This window comes from Parapedobacter sp., from assembly GCF_035556095.1.
Classification (GTDB): Bacteria; Bacteroidota; Bacteroidia; order Sphingobacteriales; family Sphingobacteriaceae; genus Parapedobacter.
The window spans coordinates 49,508-68,414 of sequence record NZ_DATMFT010000023.1 but is presented as its reverse complement, the minus strand read 5'-3'; the positions used below and the strand labels follow the sequence as shown (position 1 = coordinate 68,414).

Below are 18,907 nucleotides of genomic sequence, written 5' to 3'. Positions count from 1 at the left end.
GGATGACCCCGTAACTTTTTCCTTCCACTTGCGTCAAAATAAGAAAAGGACGACTATGCTTGTTACAACAACGCCACAGGTGGAAGGAAAGAAGATTATCAGATACATTGGCCTGGTCAGCGGTGAAACCATCATTGGTGCCAATTTTTTCAGGGACATTTTTGCCGGTATACGAGACATTGTGGGCGGCCGGTCCGGTTCATACGAAAAGGTGTTGCGCGAAGCCAAGGAGACAGCTGTTTACGAAATGCAACAACATGCGGCCTCATTGGGAGCAAATGCCGTGGTGGGAGTGGATCTCGATTACGAAACGGTAGGGAGTGGAGGCAGCATGCTCATGGTAACCGCCAGTGGCACAGCCGTAGTTATTGAACAATAGATGTACATTCGGGCTTACCTCCCGAACGTAATCGATTTGAAGGTGAAGCCTCCCCGATCGGCTTGCACACGCAGTACATGCTCCCCGCGGCTCAGTTGAGGGATTTCTACCGGGATGTGCGTCCAGTGCTGGGCGCCTCCCGTAGCTGGCACCATAATGGGTAACGCCAATGCATGGCCGTCGATATGTAAAGTGATTTTTCCGCCCGCTGCTTCGCTCGCTACGTTTAGTGATAAACTACTAATCCCTTCGTCCAGGATAGCTACGGTATATTGTAGCCACTCACCGTCTTCGATGTGGAAAATATGGTAGCCCGACGAGTCTGGGTGGATATCCACCCCGTCGTTGCGATAGCTGCGGCCGCGATTGCCCTGCGTGTTTAAGCCGGGTGTATAATGATAGCTAGCGGTATCTGTATCGTAGTACGCAATCCGTTGCCGGCCCATGTCGAAATCGACAGCAGGCAATACGGTTCCTGCCGTTATCCGGTTATCTCCATAGGGTACCCCGTCATCTGCATACACTTGTCGGAACATCGCATCCACCACGTCGCGGTGGAAAATGTTATTTTCTAGTTTGAGGTTTTCCAACCATTCATTGAGTGTTTGGCGTGCATCTTCGGGCGATGGTTTTTCGCCCTTTCCAGCCCAGTAGTCCAATAGCTTTCCATAACCGGCTGGCTGTTTGATTTCTAGGGGCTGGTTGATGCCCATCTTTTTGTTTTGCCACCATGCCCAGCCTATACCGTTGGTTTCGCATAGCTCGATAGCTTCGGTAAACCACGTGTTGGAGTTTTCGCCCGACTCACCCAACCAAAGAGGGATATTGTGTTCGTTGCGTAGGTCGATGAAGCGCTGTATTGCTTCCTGCACGTTGGGATTGCCGTATTTGTGGAAACTAAGTACGAGGTTGTCATCCCACTTGGGGAATATGCCGTTGTAATTGTTTGCAAAGCCATTGCCCTCCAAGAAAATGATATGATTAGTGTCTACCTCACGGATGGCATGGGTTACGTTCATCAGGAATTCGCGAAGTGGTGCGTTGGTCTGTTCGGCGGTTCCGCGGAAATCCGTGGGATCTTCGAATCCCCAATTGGTTTCGTTAAGCACATCATAACCACCTATCCACTCTTCATCGGCATAGCGTTCGGCCAGCTTGCGCCAAAGCGCGATGGTTTTGGCCCGGTTCTCCTCACTTTCCCAAAACGAAGGTTCGTCCGGATTCCGGTCGGAGATATTGAGGTCGTTGCCTTGGCCGCCCGGTGCGGCATGGAGGTCGAGGATAAGGTACATGTTATTGGCTTTGCACCATGCTAGCAGGCTATCGGTTATGGCAAACCCGATATCCAGCCAGGTATGTTTTCCGGCTATGGGCTCCTCTTTCACCGGTAAGGTGTAAAGGTTGTAATGCATCGGCAACCGGATAGAATTAAATCCCCATGCGGCCATGGAATCAATGTCGGCTTTGCGGGTATGGTTGGCGAGCCACGCCGTATAAAATCGCTCCGTTTCTTCGGTACCGATTACATTTTCTATGTGTTCGCGGATACGGTATTGCTGCCCGATGAAACCCAGCCGGAACATATACCCTTCCTGGAGCATCCATCCGCCAAGGCCCATGCCGCGCAGGATGATGGTATCGCCTTGGCTATTTACGATATGGTGGCCCTGTGCCCTGAGGAAGTTTTTCGTGCGGGAACCCGAATCACATGCAGCTAGTACGATGGTGGAGAGAAATAAGATAAGGAAGAGTGTCTTTCGCATGGCATAAGCAGTTTTAGAAAATATAGGTTGCTACCGCTCCCTGTTGGAGGGTCGCTTCGAATTGTTGTTCACCGTTTTTTACATAGAATGTCTGTGTTGCATTACGATCGTTCAACACAATCAGCACAGTATCACCCTTCGGGGTGACGAATGCCACATTGGGTAGCCCGTCGATTTCGTTGGATGCAATGCGTAAGGAGCCTGGGCGAACAAACTTCGCCGCGTGGGCCACTACGTAATATGCGGGGTTACGGATCACTTCGTCGCCATCGATGGTAATGCCCCCGAGGCACCGATCGCAGCCGCCACGGTCCGTATGTGGTTTATGGTCTGGTCCATTGGCTAGGTTCCATTCCAATACCGTTCGGCTCCAGTTGCGTGTGGCACCAATAGTCAGCTGTTTGGTATGGTAAGGCATATCGGTGGAAAGGTCGCCCGGAGCACCCATCCACTGCTCGGTGAAATGTAACTCCCTGTCAGGATGCTTTTCATGCACAGTAGAGAGCGCGTCGATGGTGCCGCCATATAGGTGAAACGCCGAACCAGCGACATATCGCTTTGCATCGGGATCATCCAAGATGCTTATGGGATAGTCTGGCCGGTCGCAGTTATGGTCATAGATGATAATTTTCGTGTCAATCCCCGCTTGTTCGAATGCTGGCCCTAAGTGGTTTTTTACAAATTCGCCCATTTCATCGGCGAGCATCAACAGACTGGGATTGTTTCCGGGATGGAGGGGCTCATTCTGTACGGTAACGGCATCGATACGGATACCTTCAGCCCGCATTTGCTCAATATACCGTACAAAATAGTTGGCGTAGGTTGGGTAATACTCCGGTTTGAGACTACCGCCCCGCGTATCGTTAGTTGTTTTCATCCACTTAGGTGGCGACCAGGGGGATCCCATGATTTTCAATTCGGGATAGATGGCGAGGATTTCTTTCAATATAGGAATGACATCGTCGCGGTCGGGGCCGAGGTCAAATTGAGTCAGCTCTGGATCCGTTCGGTCTTCGGGCAGGTCGTTGTATGAGAACGGGAATGCGTTAAGGTCAGAGGCCCCGATACTCACACGGAGGTAGCTCACGCCAATACTGGTGCCTTCGGTGCCGAAAAGTTCTTGCAGCAATGACGTGCGCGCATCAGACGACATCCGCATGAGGTGGTATGCACTGCCGCCCGTGAGTGTGAAACCAAAGCCATCGATGGATTGGTAACGGTGGCCGCCGTCGATTTGAATACTACGGGTGCTAATTCCATTACCCGTATCCACTGAGATAGCCGGTTGTTTTTCGAACAATACCGAACCATCGTGGGTATTGGTGAGCCAGTTTTCAACCCCAGGGGAGCTGCATGAAAGCAGCGTTAGGATTGTGAGAAAAGCCGTGTTGAGTCTTGCCAGGATCTTAGGGACTATCATCTCAAGTTAATAGTGTATGGTGCCGCAGCAGCCACGGCACCAGTTGTCATTCGTTGTAAAACCTTAATTTTCGATTAAAGCATAAACGCGGACGTAGTCTACTTCCATTCTGGCCGGAAAAGCGGCCTCATCGACCCCTTGTTGGCCACCCCAATTGCCCCCCACGGCCAGGTTGATTAACCAATGGAATTGCTGGTCGAACGGCCATACCTTGTAGCCTTTGCCTTCGTTCTGGAAACTGAAAATCTGTACATCATCTACGTAGCCCCGGATGTAGGCAGGTGTCCAGTCTACGCGGTAGCGATGGAAATCGGTCGTTGCATTTTGAATTTTCTTTGTGCCGGTTTTCTGGGTGCCTATGGAATGGTTATATGCTTCGGTGTGCACGCTGATGTGCACCACGTCTTGGTCGTAACCAACATGCTCGAGAATGTCGATTTCGCCAGATGCGGGCCAGCCTCCATACTTCCAATCGGTGGGTAGCATCCACACCGCTGGCCATGTGCCCACACCTTGGGGCACCTTAGCACGTACCTCGAAGCGGCCGTATAGGAAGTCCGCTTTGCCGCGGCTCACCAATCGGGCTGATGTATAGGCGAGTCCCTCGTGCTCTTCTTTGATGGCGTTGATGGTGAGTATACCATTGGCCACGTACGCATTTTCGCTGCGCTTTTCGGTATAGAATTGCAATTCGTTGTTGCCCCAACCGTTGTTTTGTGAGCCCACGTCATAGCTCCATTTATCCTCGTCGGGCAATCCTTCGTACTCAAATTCGTCGGCCCATGAGGGGGTGGTGGCAAAGGTGTACTCCTTTTGCTGCGGTGGTCGCTGTGGTTCGGGAATATTTGGTTTTCTCGATTCCTTCCCACAGGCAACGAGCAGCAGAGGGATTAATAAGAAACTGGTCATGCGATTGTTCATGTAAAGTCTTTAAAAATATTCAAAGCAAGTCGATTTTTTGTATCGACTTGCCAAAAAAAATGAACTTAGATGGCGGAGCGAAGCGTAAATGTCCACCATGTTCCCCCACCGATGTCGAGTCCGACCTTCAAGATGTCGTAGCCATTGCCGCCGGCATTCTGGGTCATTTCCAAAATGTCGTAGGTAATGGCGTTCCAGGTAGGTCCCGACGTGGTTTCGCCGGCGTTGTGTACCTTTTGGAGACCTATGTGTGCGCCTATGCCGCTTACGGTTAGTTTACCGAGGTTGCGTACGCCACCGGTTTCAACCACGCTGAATGCGAAGGTGCCTGAAGCCCATTTCTGCTGTGCCGCAGGCAGGTTATTGTTCGGTTCGCAGCCACTAGACCCAGTGCCTAGGTAACCATCGGCATAAAAATCACCTTTATTGTCGTAGTTGAATGTACCGGCGGCATCAAATGCAAACGTGTATTCGTCATTAAATTCACAGGCCCGGCTGGTCACATCACCTGCTGTATTTTGCCACCATGTGCCGTCGTCGGGGTTAGGGCCCACCTTATACGCACCCGCACCGGGATTAAGCTCCCATACTTTTTCCGTACAGCCAGCAATGAAGCCGAGCGCCCGGTCAGGATTGCAGGCCGTGGGGTCGCTTTGGGCAATGGATACCTGTTTGGTCGTCGTGGCGGTGCCACCTGCTGTAACGGCGGTCAATGTCACATCATATTCGCCCTCAAACGTAAAGCGGGCAGACACGTTATCCCCTTTGAATTTCTGCCCTGTGCTGGTTTCCCAGTAAGCGATGGAATTGCCGGGGGTCTTGTTCACGAATACGAGCGTATTGGCGTCTTCGCCGGCCTGTACTTCAAAATCGGGGGTCGGGATACTTCCTAAGCTGTATTTTTCTTCCCTGCAGCCATGCAGGGCAATGGTGGCTACTAAGAGACCACCCACTATCACTTGGAGAGAATGATCAGTTATCTTTCTTTTCATGACTATTTCAGATTAATTGTTTCCACTGTTCATGATCCTATTTGTACGCTTCATGCTGTTCCAACTGGGTATTCAGCAGCTCGTTGTAAGGAATCGGCAGCACCTCATGCTTACCCGCTACAAAACCGCGGGAACCCAATACGGCGGGTGCCCGTCCAGAGCGTACAAGGTCATACCAACGATGACCTTCCGTGGCAAGCTCTTTTCGGCGTTCGAGGAAAATATGATCCAGTGTGGCCTCTATGGGACCTAGATCTACTCGACCGCGCACAGCGTTGAGCAGTTGGTAAGCACGGCTGCCGGCACCGCCACCCTGCCCACTTTCAACCAAGGCTTCAGCCTCCATCAAATAAGTGTCGGCTAGCCGAATCTCGATGTAATTCTGAGGGTAATTCAGTTCCCGTACACCGTTGGTGGCGGCAAATTCGGTGAGTGGTGCATATTTTTGGATAAACCAGCCGGTATTCATATAGCCACGTTCATAGATTTGTAAATTGGGATCGTTTGCAGCAACTTGCATTGCCCGCTCGATACTGTCTACATCAGCCACGGTCGCTTTAAACCGTGGGTCTTTGTGCATTAAATCATATAGGTCTTGGGTAATCGGGCAGAAGCTCCAACCGGAATAATAAAAAGGTCCTCCATATCCTCGAGGGCCAAACATGACGGTAGCAACATTACCATAAAACTGGCCCCATGCACCCCAATCCAATGCGCCAACAGCCGAGTGTACAATCTCGAAGATCGATTCTGAATGAAACTTATTATCCGGGCGGAATACGTCTCCAAAATCGTCCAACAAGTGATAACCATATTGGCTGGTGCCGCCAGGTGTACCGTTCACCTCGGAAAGTTGAGCTGCGGCTTCATTCCATTTTTTCTGGTACACATACACCTTCCCCAGCAAGGCTTGGGCGGCCCCTTTTGTAGCTCGTCCGCCCTCCGTTGCCCCTGGCACCGTGGGTGGCAGCATAGTAATCGCATCTTTCAGGTCCTGTTCAATCTGCGCATAAACTACTTCCGGCGCAACCTGCGTTTGTTCCCGCATGTTGTCGGTGGTCAGCGGTTCTGTGTAGAAAGGGATATTCCGGAACAACCTAACCAGATCGAAATAATAGTAGGCGCGCAGGAACTTGGCCTCGGCAACATATCGACTCGCCAGCGCTTCATTCAACCCTGATACACCTTCTTCAAGTTTTTTGATGTATACATTTGCGCGTGACACGCCTGTAAAGTTCCGGTTCCAATAATCCTGTTGTGGGCCAATGGATTCATTGAGCGTATAATTGCTCCAACGTTGCCAGGTTTCCATGTCATTGGGCCCCCCACCACCGGCCACGTGGTCATCTGATGCTGCGTTGAGTGCGCCGAAGTTAAAGTAAGTTACCGCGGTTTGCCAACCAACGGGGTCATAAACCGAAACTAAACCAGCAAAAGCTTCGTTCGGATTGCTGTAATAGGTGTCTTCCATCAATGTCCCTTTCGGGTCTGGGTTGAGGAATTCTTTGGAGCATGCGTTCAGCAGAAGCAATGCGATGCTGCCCACGGTAAGATATAGCTGAAAGATCTTTTTCATGATATCAATGTTCAAGGTTTATAAAGAGAAATTGAGGCCAAATAGGAAAGAACGCGCTTGTGGGTATACACCTGTATCGATCCCCCAGACGTCGGGACTACCCCCCACTTCGGGGTCATATCCGGTATATTTGGTAAATGTGAACAGGTTATTGCTGCTCACATAGGCCCTTATTTTCCGGACACCTATTTTGCCGGTCAGTGTAGTTGGCAGGGTGTATCCCAGTTGCAGTGTCTTGATCCGAAGGTATGCGCCATCTTCCAGAAAGAATGGCGAAGGCTTGGCGTAATTTTGGTTAGGGTCTGCCAGTGTAGCGCGTGGCTTGTCGTTGGTGCTGCCTTCGCCCACCCATCGATTCAAATATTTACTGTGCCAGTTTGCGCTGGCCACGTCGAGGCGCCGTAGTCCCTGGAATATCTTATTACCCGTGGCACCTTGGCCAAATACCAACAAGTCAAAGTCCCGGTAGGCCACGTTCAACGTTAGTCCGTAGGTAACCGTTGGCATGGGGTTCCCGAGAAATGTCCGGTCGTCGGCATTGATTGTCCCATTTCCGTCTAAATCCGCCCACTGGAAATCACCAGGTATCGCGTTTGGCTGTATGCGGTTTCCTTCCGGACCGGTATAGGCATCGACTGCCGCCTGGTTTTGGAACACGCCTAAGATTTTATAGCCGTAGAATGAATTATATGCCTGCCCCGGTACTGTCCGCTGCAATCCATGTACGAAATTCTGTATGCCACCGGCACCGTCTTCGATAAAATCAACGTTTTCGCCCAGGTATGTCACCTTATTGGTTGTATACGAAATGTTGCCATTGGCATTGATATTAAAATCATCAACCGTTTTCCGATAGCCCAGCTCGAATTCTACACCGGTAGATTGCAGATTGGCCAAGTTGGCTGTGGGCCTGCCCACACCTACATATCCCGGTATATCTACCTCCCTAAGAATACCAGACGTTTTTTTCTCGTACCAGTCGAACGAAAGGCTCCAATCGTTGAACAACGAGGCGTCCACGCCGGCGTTTAGCTGGCTGGTTTCCTCCCATGCCAGAAGCGGGTTTGCAGGGGCATTGGGGCTAGCTCCGATATGCATATTGTCGACGCCGAAGATGTAGTTGCGTCCGTCGCCCATGCCAATGGTGGGTATAAAGAGGAAGTTGTCGATATTGTCGTTCCCAACCACGCCATAGGAGGCTCTGATTTTGAGGTTGTTTAGGATGTTGTTGGGTGTCCAAAACTCTTCATTGGTTAGCACCCAGCCCACCGATGCAGAAGGGAACACGCCGTATTTCCTGTCAGCGCCGAAACGTGAGGATCCATCGCGGCGGATGATACCTGTGAACAGGTATTTCTCTTTGTAATCATAAACGACCCGACCGAACAACGATGAAACGTTGTGCGTGATGCCATCATAGGCACTAGATAATCGGTCTGTGACCGGTACCGATAGGTTAAAGGTAGCTTCGTCGAAGTTATTGGCCGGAATGTTATTGTAGGTGATAAAGACGCCGCTGGTCAGGTTTTCAAAATATGCACCTTGGCCCAGCAGCACCGTGAGGTTGTGATTGTCGATGCTGCGGGTGTAAGATACGGTGTTTTCCAGATTCCAATTGAAACCCTGTTCACGCCCTCTGTTGAAGGCGGTGGTTGACCTGTTCTGGGTTGCACTTAGGTAGTAGATACCATCAAAACTCTCGTTCCCCCACCAGGCGAGCTTGGCACCCACCGTTGAACGTATACGTAGGCCCTCAATAGGCTCCACTTCGGCAAATACGTTACCTACGATATTGTGAGACCAACCGTAATTACCGAGCCGGGTATCTACGTAAGCAAGCGGATTGGTCATTTCTTGCGCGTTTAGCGGGACACCGTACGGATTGCCGTTGGCATCACGTACCACTGACTGGTTGCTATAGGGTACTTGATTCAACATGTCAGGGTCGGTCACGATGATGGGACTAAGCGGCGACAAATTGATTGCTGAACTCAGCGGACCGCCAAACTCGGTGTTGGGGTTCAATGACCCTTGGCTTTTAATAAATGAATAGCCCAGGTTTTCGCCAAACCGCAACCAATTTTTTACCTTGTGGTCCGAATTGACGCGGACATTATACCGGTTATAGTTAGAAATTTCTGGAGTGACCACACCATCCTGCCCGAAATAGCCAAAAGAAGTGTAAAACGTCGACTTTTCATTTCCCCCACTGACGCTCAGCTCATGGTTCTGGATGGGCGCGTTATCATCAAAAATGGTGTTTTGCCAATTTGATCCGTCGCCCAGCGAAGCGGGGTTTGGAAAGATGATGTTGCCGCCGTCGTTTAACGAAATCTCGTTCTGGAGAGTCGCGTATTCGGTCGCATTGAGTAGATTGAGCTTTTTTGCAGGGCCTTGTGTACCGTAATAGCCGTTGTAATTTATGGCCATTTCTCCTGCACGGCCCCTCTTCGTCGTTACCAAAATGACCCCAGCTGCTGCTCGGGTACCGTATATGGCTGCCGAAGCGGCATCTTTCAATACTTCAACCGATTCGATATCCGAAGCATTTAGGTAATCGATACCACCAGCATCGACCACTACGCCATCTACCACATAGAGCGGCGTATTGTTGTTCAGCGTGGTTACGCCGCGTACGCTGATGGTGGAACCCGATCCTGGGGCACCCGAATTTGTCGTAATGGTAACGCCCGATGTGCGGCCCTGCAGCGCCGTTTCCAACCGGCCCACCACCTGGTTTTCAATGTCAGAAGCACGGACGCTCGTGATTGCCCCGGTGACAACACTTTTCTTCTGCGTGCCGTATCCGATAACCACTACCTCTTCCAATGTACTCAAATCTTCCTCCAACGACACATCGATGATGCCGCCGGTTTTTACAACTACTTGCTGTGTAATCATACCCAGTTGCGTGAACACCAAGGTTGCCCCTGCTTCCGGTACGGTGATCGAATAGTTGCCCGAATCGTCGGTGCTGGTCGCAGTGGTTGTGCCCCGTACCGTCACGGTTACACCTGCCAAGGGCCGACTGTCTGTTGCCGTTATCACCTTACCTGTCACCTGAAGGGTTTGGGCGGCCAGCGCGAATGGGGAGAAACACATACATAGCACCATCAATGCATGTAAAACTCTTTCTTTCATAATAACTGAATTATTAAGGGTTAAAAAACTGGTTCAAAGCGCTCCGCCTATTTTGATGGCAAGACCGTGAAACAAAATTAGATTATGGAGCCAGCTTTTTGCCCGTAACCCCTGCCTACAATACCCCTACAACGAAAGTGAAAAATCCCAAAACAGGTTGTTTTAGCCCTACAATGCACCTACATTGAACTTATACTGGTTTGATTGTTAATTGATTATGAAATGCCCAAATCGTTCGGTCGAAAACGTCAGGTTTTGGTCGCGCTATGTAACAAAAATTCATAGAGGTTCTGCTCGGGGTCGAGCTTAAGTTTCTTGCGCAACCGGTACCGGCCGACTTCCACCGCTTTGATTGTAATGTTCATCAATTGGGCAATTTCTTTCGACGAAAGGTTCATCCGAAGGAAAGCACACAATTTAAGTTCGTTGGGTGTAAGATCGGGATATTGTTCTTTAAGGTTGGTAAAAAAGCCTTCGTTAACATGATTAAAATGCACGCTGAATTGCTCCCAGTCTTCATCGGTACGCTCTGCGTTACGGATGAGGCGGATGAGCTGCCTGAAGTTGATGGACCTGTCGCTGAAGTCGTGTTTTTTGACAACGGATAGAATGGTTTCTTTGATTTTTGCAAGCACCTCGCCGCGCTGAACCAAATGCATGGTCACGTTTGCCAGTTCTTTGTTCTTAAAGTCTATCTCGGTTTCCAGTTTTTCATTTTTCAACCGCACAACTTCTTTTTCGCGCCGGTCCAGCTCCAACTGGTTGAGGTATAATTCGCGCTCATGTTTCTGTTGCAGCTTCCGTTTCTGCCACTTGAACAACAGGAAAATCAGTAGGCAAATTAATGTGGCATAGATGGTATAACTTACCGCATTGGCATACCAAGGTGGCGTTATGGAGAACGGATAGTTGCTCACGGTTGATTCGTTCCCTTTGGTATTTCTCGATTTCACTTTAAAAATATAGCGGCCGGGAGGCAGGTTGGTATATTCCTTTTCGCTGCGGTTGTTCCATGTAGACCACCCGTTATCGAATCCGTCCAGCATATAGCTGAACTCTACATTGTCTTGCTGGTCGTATAACGTGGTAGAAAATGAGAAGTGGAAAGAGTTGGACTGATAGTTTACCGTGGGAGAGGCGATATCGTTTGTTTGGTGCCCACCAAAGAGGGTTTGTTCTTGCTTTTTGCCATCGATTACTGTTATCCGGCTGAGCAATATGTCGGGTTGGTTGATTGCCGTCTTATATCGCTTGTAATTGAGATGGATAGCCCCTTTGTTGGCGCCGATAAAAATGTTTTCCTCGTTCAGTGTGTAAATGGTTTCGTAGCCACCAAGTACCTTGCCGTTCAGTTCCGGAAAATAAGTAATGGTAAACGGTGTGTCTCCGTTCGGCTCGCTGAAGTCGGCTACCCCCAGTTTTTTATGGTTTACAAACCATACATCGCCATTGCTGTCTTCTTTCAGATATTGCAGCTCGATACCCTTGAATCGTTCATAAAACAGCGGCGAGGGAATAAAGCTGTCCGTAGCCGCGTCGTATTCATAGATACCATCGTTTGTGGCTACGGTGATTTTATTTTTGATGAGGAAAAGGTAATTATACAATGTGGAAGGCAGCCCGTCTGCCTCCGTATACGTTTTCGAGTCATTTACTGCGGTATAATCTTCGGCTAGTTGTAGTTTGAAAATACCCCGATAAGGGTGTGAAGCCCAGATTGCGTGTTGGCTTTCGTCATAATGGACAAAGCGCAGCGATTCATATGGCCCATCTACACGCCCGGCATTCACGAAACCTTGCTCGCCACTGAACGTAAGAAGCTGAAGGCCCAGGTAAGTGCCCGCGATGGCGAGGGAGGTAGGGAAGACCCGAGACACTGGTTGGAATAACCATGTGCCCGGTACACTGTAAATGTCGCGTGCTACTCCGCCTGCGATTTCAAACGCACCGTCTTCATGTCCCATCAGCAACCGGTTGTTTATTTCATTGAGCCCCCACACCTGTCCATCTGTATGGTGCACTTCGGTGAAATTCGCATTGGAAAGGCTGATATCTGATTGGGCGGCATCAATGGGCGATGCGTATAGTCCATTGGAAGTACCTATATACAACCTGTTGTTAAACAGTCGGATGGCATAGCTGCTCGTTGGATTGGTTTTGTTGGGGTGGATGTATTTCACTGCACTATTGACCGCAATGAAATCGATACCATCATCGAGGGCCAACCAGAGATTTTGGTTGCGATCGATGAATACCTTACGTACATTGTTTTTCTGGAGCCCCTCGCCATAGACGTATTGTTGCACGAGCGTATTCTTGCGATCCATAATCAGCACACCGGCAGATGTGGTGCCAAAGACAAACCAGTCTGCGTTGACCGGTAATCCGCAATAAATACGATCTGCTGTAAATAGGTCGTCTAGTGATGTTTTTTTACGGATGAGTGTATTGTGGGTAAGGTAGTAAAGCCCGTTTTTTAGCGTGGTTACCAATAGTGTGTCTTGACTGTAGGGCATGATGCCCGTTATTACCGTTGTTTCCAAGTCGGGATGATTGGTCAGCGGCTTCCAAAACTCCCCATCATAACGCATGATGCCCTGATGCATCGCCTGTGCATACAAAGCCCCTTCGGCCATACCGAGGAATTGCCACTCGGTAGCGGCCTCATCCACGGTTATACGTCCGTCCTTGTAATGGAAAATTTTGTTATTGGTTCTAAAGAACACTTCATTCCCCCTTACGGCAATGTTCCACACGTCGGCAAACTTGTGTTCTGCTTCGGGGATAAGGTTAACCATGGAATGGTATCGGAGCCGCCCCATCGTATCCGCTTCAAAGTAACCCAGCTCATCCTGCCCGCCTACAAATATCCGGTTGTTTTTGTCGATGGCCACCGAACGGACGACCGTTGCATTTGGCAGCGGGAAAATATTCCAATACCTGCCATTGAAGGTGAGCAGTCCTTCGTTATTGCCGAAGTACATGATGCCTTGTGAGTCCTGAGCGATATCCCAATTCTGCAGGCCACCCTTGTACTGATTGTTGTTATAATTGATGATTTGGGGAATGGCTACGCGGTGTTGAGCAAACCCATGGAAAGACGCGGCAATAATACAACAAATGAGTACGGCTCTTTTCATGGGTTATCGTCAGAAATACAAAGGTAACGATAATTGGATAATTTGGGTGTTTTGAGTAAGTTTGTGTCAGATACGTAACAACAAACAGATTCGCATGGCTCAAAGAGTATCCCCATTATTGTTGGGATTGCTTGCTTTACCGCTGCTATTGGTGGTGCCTGCCTATGCCCAAAGCCAAGTGTCCCTTATCCCGGAACCCGTTCTGCTAGAAATGCACGAGGGGGAATATGTGTTCCCTTCAGCTACGCCGCTGGCTGCATTCGATCCGTTTATGGAAGTAGCCGGGTTATTGTACGACCACCCCAATGTTAATTTTATGGCGGCCGAACGCATCAAATCGCGCAAGCGTATCCCTGAAACAGGAGTGCGCCTTGTCCAAGCACGAGATGCAGACCGGTTGGCCAACGACGCCTATCGTTTGGTGGTTGATACATCGGGTATTATCATCACGGCACATCAGCCATCGGCAATGCTCAACGGTATATTAACGGTACTTCAGCTGGCATACACCCAACCCGATGGACGGCGGCTACCGGCTATGGTGATTGAAGATAAGCCGCGGTTCGGTTACCGGGGGCTCCATCTCGATGTTTCCCGGCACTTTTATCCGCTTCCGTTTTTGCAGAAGTTCATCGACCTGATGGCGCTGTATAAGTTCAACACGTTCCATTGGCACCTCACGGATGGGGCAGGTTGGCGGTTGGAAATCAACAAGTATCCCAAACTCACCCGACGGGCCGCTTGGCGCACCCATCCGGTGTGGAAAGACTGGTGGCATAATGGGCGGCGTTACCTTGAAATGGGAAAATCTAATGCGAGTGGGGGTTACTACACGCAAGCAGAGGCACGACAATTGGTTGCCTACGCCGCCCGAAAAGGTATTACCATCATTCCTGAAATCGAGATGCCCGGTCATTCTGAAGAAGTATTAGCCGTGTATCCCGAGCTTTCCTGTACAGGTGAACCCTACCGACATAGTACTTTCTGCGTCGGTAATGAAGCCACCTTTACTTTTCTCGAAGATGTCTTGACAGAGGTGATGGCTATTTTTCCTTCCGAGTACATTCACATCGGCGGCAATGAAGTTGATAAAACAGCTTGGAAGACGTGTGCAAAGTGCCAAGCACGTATGGAGCAAGCGGGGCTTGATAGTGTAGACGCACTGCAAAACTATGCCGTGGCGCGTATTGATAGCTTTTTGCGGGTACACGGAAGGAAGCTCATCGGCTGGGACGAAATCTTAGACGGAGGGCCACCAGCGGGCGCTACTGTAATGAGCTGGCGTGGTGCTGATCGCGGTTTGAATGCGGCGACTGCAGGACATGATGTGATCATGACGCCCAATTCGCATCTCTATTTTGATCACTACCAAAGTGATCCGAGTACCCAACCGGAGGCTGCAGGAGGGTATATACCGTTGACTGCCGTATATGCCTACGACCCAATGCCTGCCGGACTTGCTGCCGATAAAGCCAAACACATATTAGGCGCACAGGGAACCATATGGACAGCGTACATGCCTACCACCGAACAGGTCGAATACATGGCCTTTCCCCGTGTACTCGCATTGGCCGAGGTCGTATGGTCGGACCCGGCACACCGCGAGTGGGAAGATTTCAATATGCGCCTGCAGCAGCACTATCAGCTGTTACAACGGTGGAACGTAAACTATTATCGTCCCTCGTATTGCGTGGGTATTGACGTGAAATTCAATCCCGATACACTGACCAACACCATATCGTTATCCACGGAACAATATACCTCTGGGATCCGTTACACGACCGATGGGCAAGATCCGGATGCGGGATCAGCACTGTATACCAAGCCCATCGAATTGGCGGTACCTGCCACCATTAAGGCTGCATATTTCGTCGATTCGGCACGTGTGGGCCCAATTGCTACAGCCAAGGCGGACATCCATAAAGCGATTGGCAAAAGTATCACGTATCAAACTCCGTGGGATGCATCCTATCCGGCGCAACGGGATAGCACTTTGCTGAATGGCCAAAAAGGGGGAGGGCTCGCCGCTGATGGGCAGTGGCAGGGTTTTGTTAACAACGTTGATGTTACCATCGACTTTCAACGTCGAGAGGCGATCAAGTCGGTAGCAATTGATTTCTTGCAAGACCCATCTGCCAATGCCTATTTTCCAAGCGACGTGACTGTACTGCTTTCCGACAACGGCAAAAATTTCAGAGAGGCAGGGACCATTTTAACGGAGATCTCCGCAATCGGCAATGTCCGTAAAACGGAGACCTATACCTTCAACTTCGGTACGGTGCAAACGGCCCGGTATGTCCGGGTGGTGGCTACGAACGCAAAGAATGCCATGTTGATGACGGATGAAGTGGTTGTGTATTGAATTTATTTTGTGACGTCAACACCTTCAACCCGGCCAATTGGAGACGGCAGTCAACCGTGGCGCAATGTTAATTGTTTTCAATAAACAATGCCGTGAGCACCTGTGCATACCAGCGGGACAAGTAGTCGTTGGTATGGTTGATGTTGTTGCCGGTCATATCTTGATAAGATTTGTGAACGAGCAACCATTTATGCCAGTACGTCATATCGGCTATCGCCACACCTGTATGCGCTAATGCTAACAAGGCCGGCCGATAAGCTTCCTGTAGCTTATTCTGGATAGCTTTCGGATTGGCCAACATGGGGGTGATAACGATGAATTCGCAGGTTGGTTGCTGGTGGCGCACGGCGTCTATAATTGCTTGGATCTGTTTGGTGAAATCATCGATCGGCACGCCGGCCGAACCGTCGTTCATGCCGAAACCGATGACCAACAAATCTGGTTGTTCGGCGATCACTTGGTTGATGTTTTCAAGTCCCCATGCAGCCATTTTACCGCCTACAGCGAGATTTTTATACGATACTGGTGCATCAAAATGCCTGCGAAGCTGGCGAACAAATAGCTCCGCCCAGTTGGGCATAAACGGGGGTACATGCTGGAAGCCGCTGCTGTTCGCGCCGGTTTCGATGCTGTTTCCCCAGAAAACCACGTGTAACTTGTCGCCGGCTCCGAGTTTGCCAGTAGTATGGGGTAGCCGGTCTGTGGCAGGCGGCAGGCGCTTGGCCGCTTCGCCTCCCCGACGATCAGGGACGTAGGTCACCGCCAATTGCTTGGAACGTATAAGTTCCCCTTCGCTGAATAACACATAGGTTCCGGGAGTAAAACCCGGTTGCGAAATTCCCTCTTTTACCTCACTGTAAACCAGGTCATGGTTATCTAAATACGGGATGTTTGACGAGTCTGTCAACACAATTCGCTGGCCCTCCCATATCCAGTCTTTCCCTTCTTCATATACGATGCCCAGGTACGTGTCACGGACAGATAGGACCGACCGTACGGGAAACAATAGACCCCCGCTCGGTGCAGCATGTCCGTCTTTTAGTGGCATCACTAACTCATTGTAGATGGTGTCGGCAGTCAAAAACGGTTGCATATATTGGTCAAGATCAATATATGCCGGCCAATGCCTATCCAATGTATCAATGTCAATGGTTTGGGCCGTTACCCGATGAATCGAAGCACTAAGCGCGGTGGCCAATACACCACCTACAATAAGTTTCTGTGACAACATGTGATTTTATTTACGTTCTGTTACGGCTAAGATATCAAAATCTTTGAATTCGAAACCGGCGTCAAATGTGCCGGGCACCTCCCATCCGAGGTTCATTCCCGAAATCCCGAAATCGTCAAAAAACGAACCGGTTAGGTATCCTCTTTCTTTTGCGAGTTCTAAAGCACCCACAATGAGGGGATAGATATCTTTTTCGATGGTTATCCAATTCCCCGACTGAAACGATCCTTCCATAAAATCCGTACTTCCGGCGCTGTATATGAACTTGCCCGTCGCATCACCCTTGCCTACGTCCTGAGCGGCGTACAGTGGGATTTGCTCGTAACGGTAGTCATAGAATGGAATACCAAACCATAAATAGTCGCCATAATATGCCGAGTTCGGATTTAAATCCTGTACGGTAATAAAGAGCTGGAATTGGGCGGTATGTAAACCAGGGTTGAAGTCAGTTGCGTCCATTTTCATTTCTGCCTTGGTTAGCCGACCTTCAAATTTCAAGACCAGTCCTTCTAAATCTTTGACAAGGGGTTTTTCAGGAAACGATTGCTCAATCAACAGATGAGGCCATGCTTGGTTTTGCTGGCGTGGCGCATCGTATTCTGTTGATGTGAATATATCCATAGCAACTTTTACGTCTGCTTCATCCTTTGCGAAGGAAATCGCTTTACCGGCATTGGTGTAAGTGATACGGCCATCATTATCCGTTGTCTTATCGGTCTCTTCCAGCTCGTATTTTGTACCCCACTCGGCCATTTCCCATATTGGTGCTGCAGTTGCGGCACCAAAAGGGTAGATATTTCCGGGTGATGGCGTATCGGCGCGCTTGCACAGCAGGCCCCGCTCGAAAGCCCGGTCTCCAAGAACCGATACGGTATCGTATTGGGTTTGGCTTGTTGGTCCGGTCGGCGCCCCGGTGTCGCCACCGGCCGAGCATGATGAGATCAAGCAGCAACCAGTTATTCCCAGAAATGTGATCATATTTTTTACTGTAGTCATGACTTTATGTTATAGTAGTTCTAAATGGAAATTGTCAAATGCGATGGCTACCGGATTGGCCAGTCCAAAGTAATAAACGCCTGGCGATCCACCCAGGTAAGGGTCGGCATCGTCTACGCTTTGCTCGAAGAGTATATTGTTGGTATCCGCATTTGTAACCTTTATACGGAAGTTCCCGGGCTGAGACGAGGAAATGACCGCCTGGTAGGGAGTGTTTGGCGCAAACCCTTCAAACGTTTGATTCACCATGATATTTACCCAATGGCCAAGCCCATTTTCGCCCGTCTTCAAGAGTTGTAACATGTTGTTGGTGGTACGGAGCAGGTAAAAGCGTTTGTTGTCGCTCTGCGCATTGAAAATAATACCGGCGAAAGATTCGGGAGAGCTGCTCATTGTTGCTGTCAGTTCAAAATAGCTGCCGTCACCTACTTTCATGTCTAAATCGGGATTTCGGTAGAACATGTAAGACTCCGATCCGCCTTCCGAACTGAAAAGCCGGTTTTCACTTAACGAAAATTTGCCATTTATAATCTGCCAGTCCGCGCCAAGCGGATTAGGGACGGTAGCCGAGCCCACCGACGGTACATCAGCCCGGTCAAAATCATCCTCGAATACTTTTGAACGTACGAGCGAAAGGTTCCGCTTGTTTGAAATTTTCCCCCGGCTGCGTACCGATACACCAATGATATTGCCTTCTATCACGGGCACAACTACCCGGATTAATGTATCGGAAACAGAAAGTGCTTCGATGATTGATTGGCCGAATTTGACTTCGTTTTCCTCCGGATTGTTCGAAAAATTGAGGCCGTTGATGGATAATGTATCGCCTTCTGCAGCATTCGCGGGTGCTAACGCGAGAATACGTGGTATTGGTGCCGTATTTATCGGTGTAGATTCTTCTTCTTTACAGCCGCTCGCCAGTAGTACAGCGGCATAGAGATATATACTAAAGTTGTTCGTCTTCATTTTTCATGAATATTTTCAAT

General features: G+C 49.7%; 12 protein-coding genes. 2 read left to right on the top strand and 10 right to left on the bottom strand.

The genetic code is table 11. The features are described 5' to 3' along the window. The first annotated feature begins 55 nt into the window (after positions 1-55). Positions 56-379 (top strand): heavy metal-binding domain-containing protein, encoded by a 324-nt coding sequence (locus VNQ80_RS15055; protein ID WP_325640094.1) that lies wholly within the window; start codon positions 56-58, stop codon positions 377-379. Positions 380-393: 14 nt separating this feature from the next. Here VNQ80_RS15055 and VNQ80_RS15050 read toward each other — a convergent pair whose 3' ends face one another. The 7 genes from VNQ80_RS15050 to VNQ80_RS15020 form a co-directional block, all read right to left on the bottom strand. After that, on the bottom strand, positions 394-2,142 hold the full coding sequence (locus VNQ80_RS15050; RefSeq protein WP_325640092.1) for a cellulase family glycosylhydrolase: 1,749 nt from the start codon (positions 2,140-2,142) through the stop codon (positions 394-396). Between the two features lie 13 nt (positions 2,143-2,155). After that, positions 2,156-3,562: a glycoside hydrolase family 30 protein gene (locus VNQ80_RS15045; RefSeq protein WP_325640090.1), complete on the bottom strand. Its 1,407-nt coding sequence runs from the start codon at positions 3,560-3,562 to the stop codon at positions 2,156-2,158. A 63-nt stretch (positions 3,563-3,625) separates the two neighbouring features. Continuing rightward, positions 3,626-4,483 (bottom strand): glycoside hydrolase family 16 protein, encoded by an 858-nt coding sequence (locus VNQ80_RS15040; RefSeq protein ID WP_325640088.1) that lies wholly within the window; start codon positions 4,481-4,483, stop codon positions 3,626-3,628. A 65-nt stretch (positions 4,484-4,548) separates the two neighbouring features. After that, complete coding sequence (locus VNQ80_RS15035; RefSeq protein WP_325640086.1) at positions 4,549-5,475, bottom strand: hypothetical protein; 927 nt, start codon at positions 5,473-5,475, stop codon at positions 4,549-4,551. Positions 5,476-5,512: 37 nt separating this feature from the next. Further along, positions 5,513-7,051 (bottom strand): RagB/SusD family nutrient uptake outer membrane protein, encoded by a 1,539-nt coding sequence (locus VNQ80_RS15030; protein WP_325640084.1) that lies wholly within the window; start codon positions 7,049-7,051, stop codon positions 5,513-5,515. An 18-nt stretch (positions 7,052-7,069) separates the two neighbouring features. Further along, positions 7,070-10,192: a TonB-dependent receptor gene (locus VNQ80_RS15025; protein WP_325640082.1), complete on the bottom strand. Its 3,123-nt coding sequence runs from the start codon at positions 10,190-10,192 to the stop codon at positions 7,070-7,072. A 248-nt stretch (positions 10,193-10,440) separates the two neighbouring features. Continuing rightward, positions 10,441-13,332: a helix-turn-helix and ligand-binding sensor domain-containing protein gene (locus VNQ80_RS15020; protein ID WP_325640081.1), complete on the bottom strand. Its 2,892-nt coding sequence runs from the start codon at positions 13,330-13,332 to the stop codon at positions 10,441-10,443. A gap of 94 nt (positions 13,333-13,426) precedes the next feature. Here VNQ80_RS15020 and VNQ80_RS15015 point away from each other — a divergent pair, with 94 nt between their 5' ends. Continuing rightward, positions 13,427-15,694: a family 20 glycosylhydrolase gene (locus tag VNQ80_RS15015; protein ID WP_325640079.1), complete on the top strand. Its 2,268-nt coding sequence runs from the start codon at positions 13,427-13,429 to the stop codon at positions 15,692-15,694. 67 nt (positions 15,695-15,761) lie between these two features. On the opposite strand, the gene VNQ80_RS15010 is transcribed toward VNQ80_RS15015, so the two are convergent. The 3 genes from VNQ80_RS15010 to VNQ80_RS15000 are packed head-to-tail and all read right to left on the bottom strand — an operon-like array spanning position 15,762 to position 18,887. Beyond that, the gene (locus VNQ80_RS15010) at positions 15,762-16,925 is read right to left on the bottom strand and encodes an SGNH/GDSL hydrolase family protein (protein WP_325640077.1); all 1,164 of its coding nucleotides are present in this window, start codon (positions 16,923-16,925) and stop codon (positions 15,762-15,764) included. 6 nt (positions 16,926-16,931) lie between these two features. Continuing rightward, positions 16,932-17,921, bottom strand: coding sequence for a hypothetical protein (locus VNQ80_RS15005; protein WP_325640075.1), 990 nt, complete (start codon positions 17,919-17,921; stop codon positions 16,932-16,934). A 9-nt stretch (positions 17,922-17,930) separates the two neighbouring features. Continuing rightward, positions 17,931-18,887: an IPT/TIG domain-containing protein gene (locus tag VNQ80_RS15000; protein WP_325640073.1), complete on the bottom strand. Its 957-nt coding sequence runs from the start codon at positions 18,885-18,887 to the stop codon at positions 17,931-17,933. Positions 18,888-18,907: the final 20 nt, after the last annotated feature.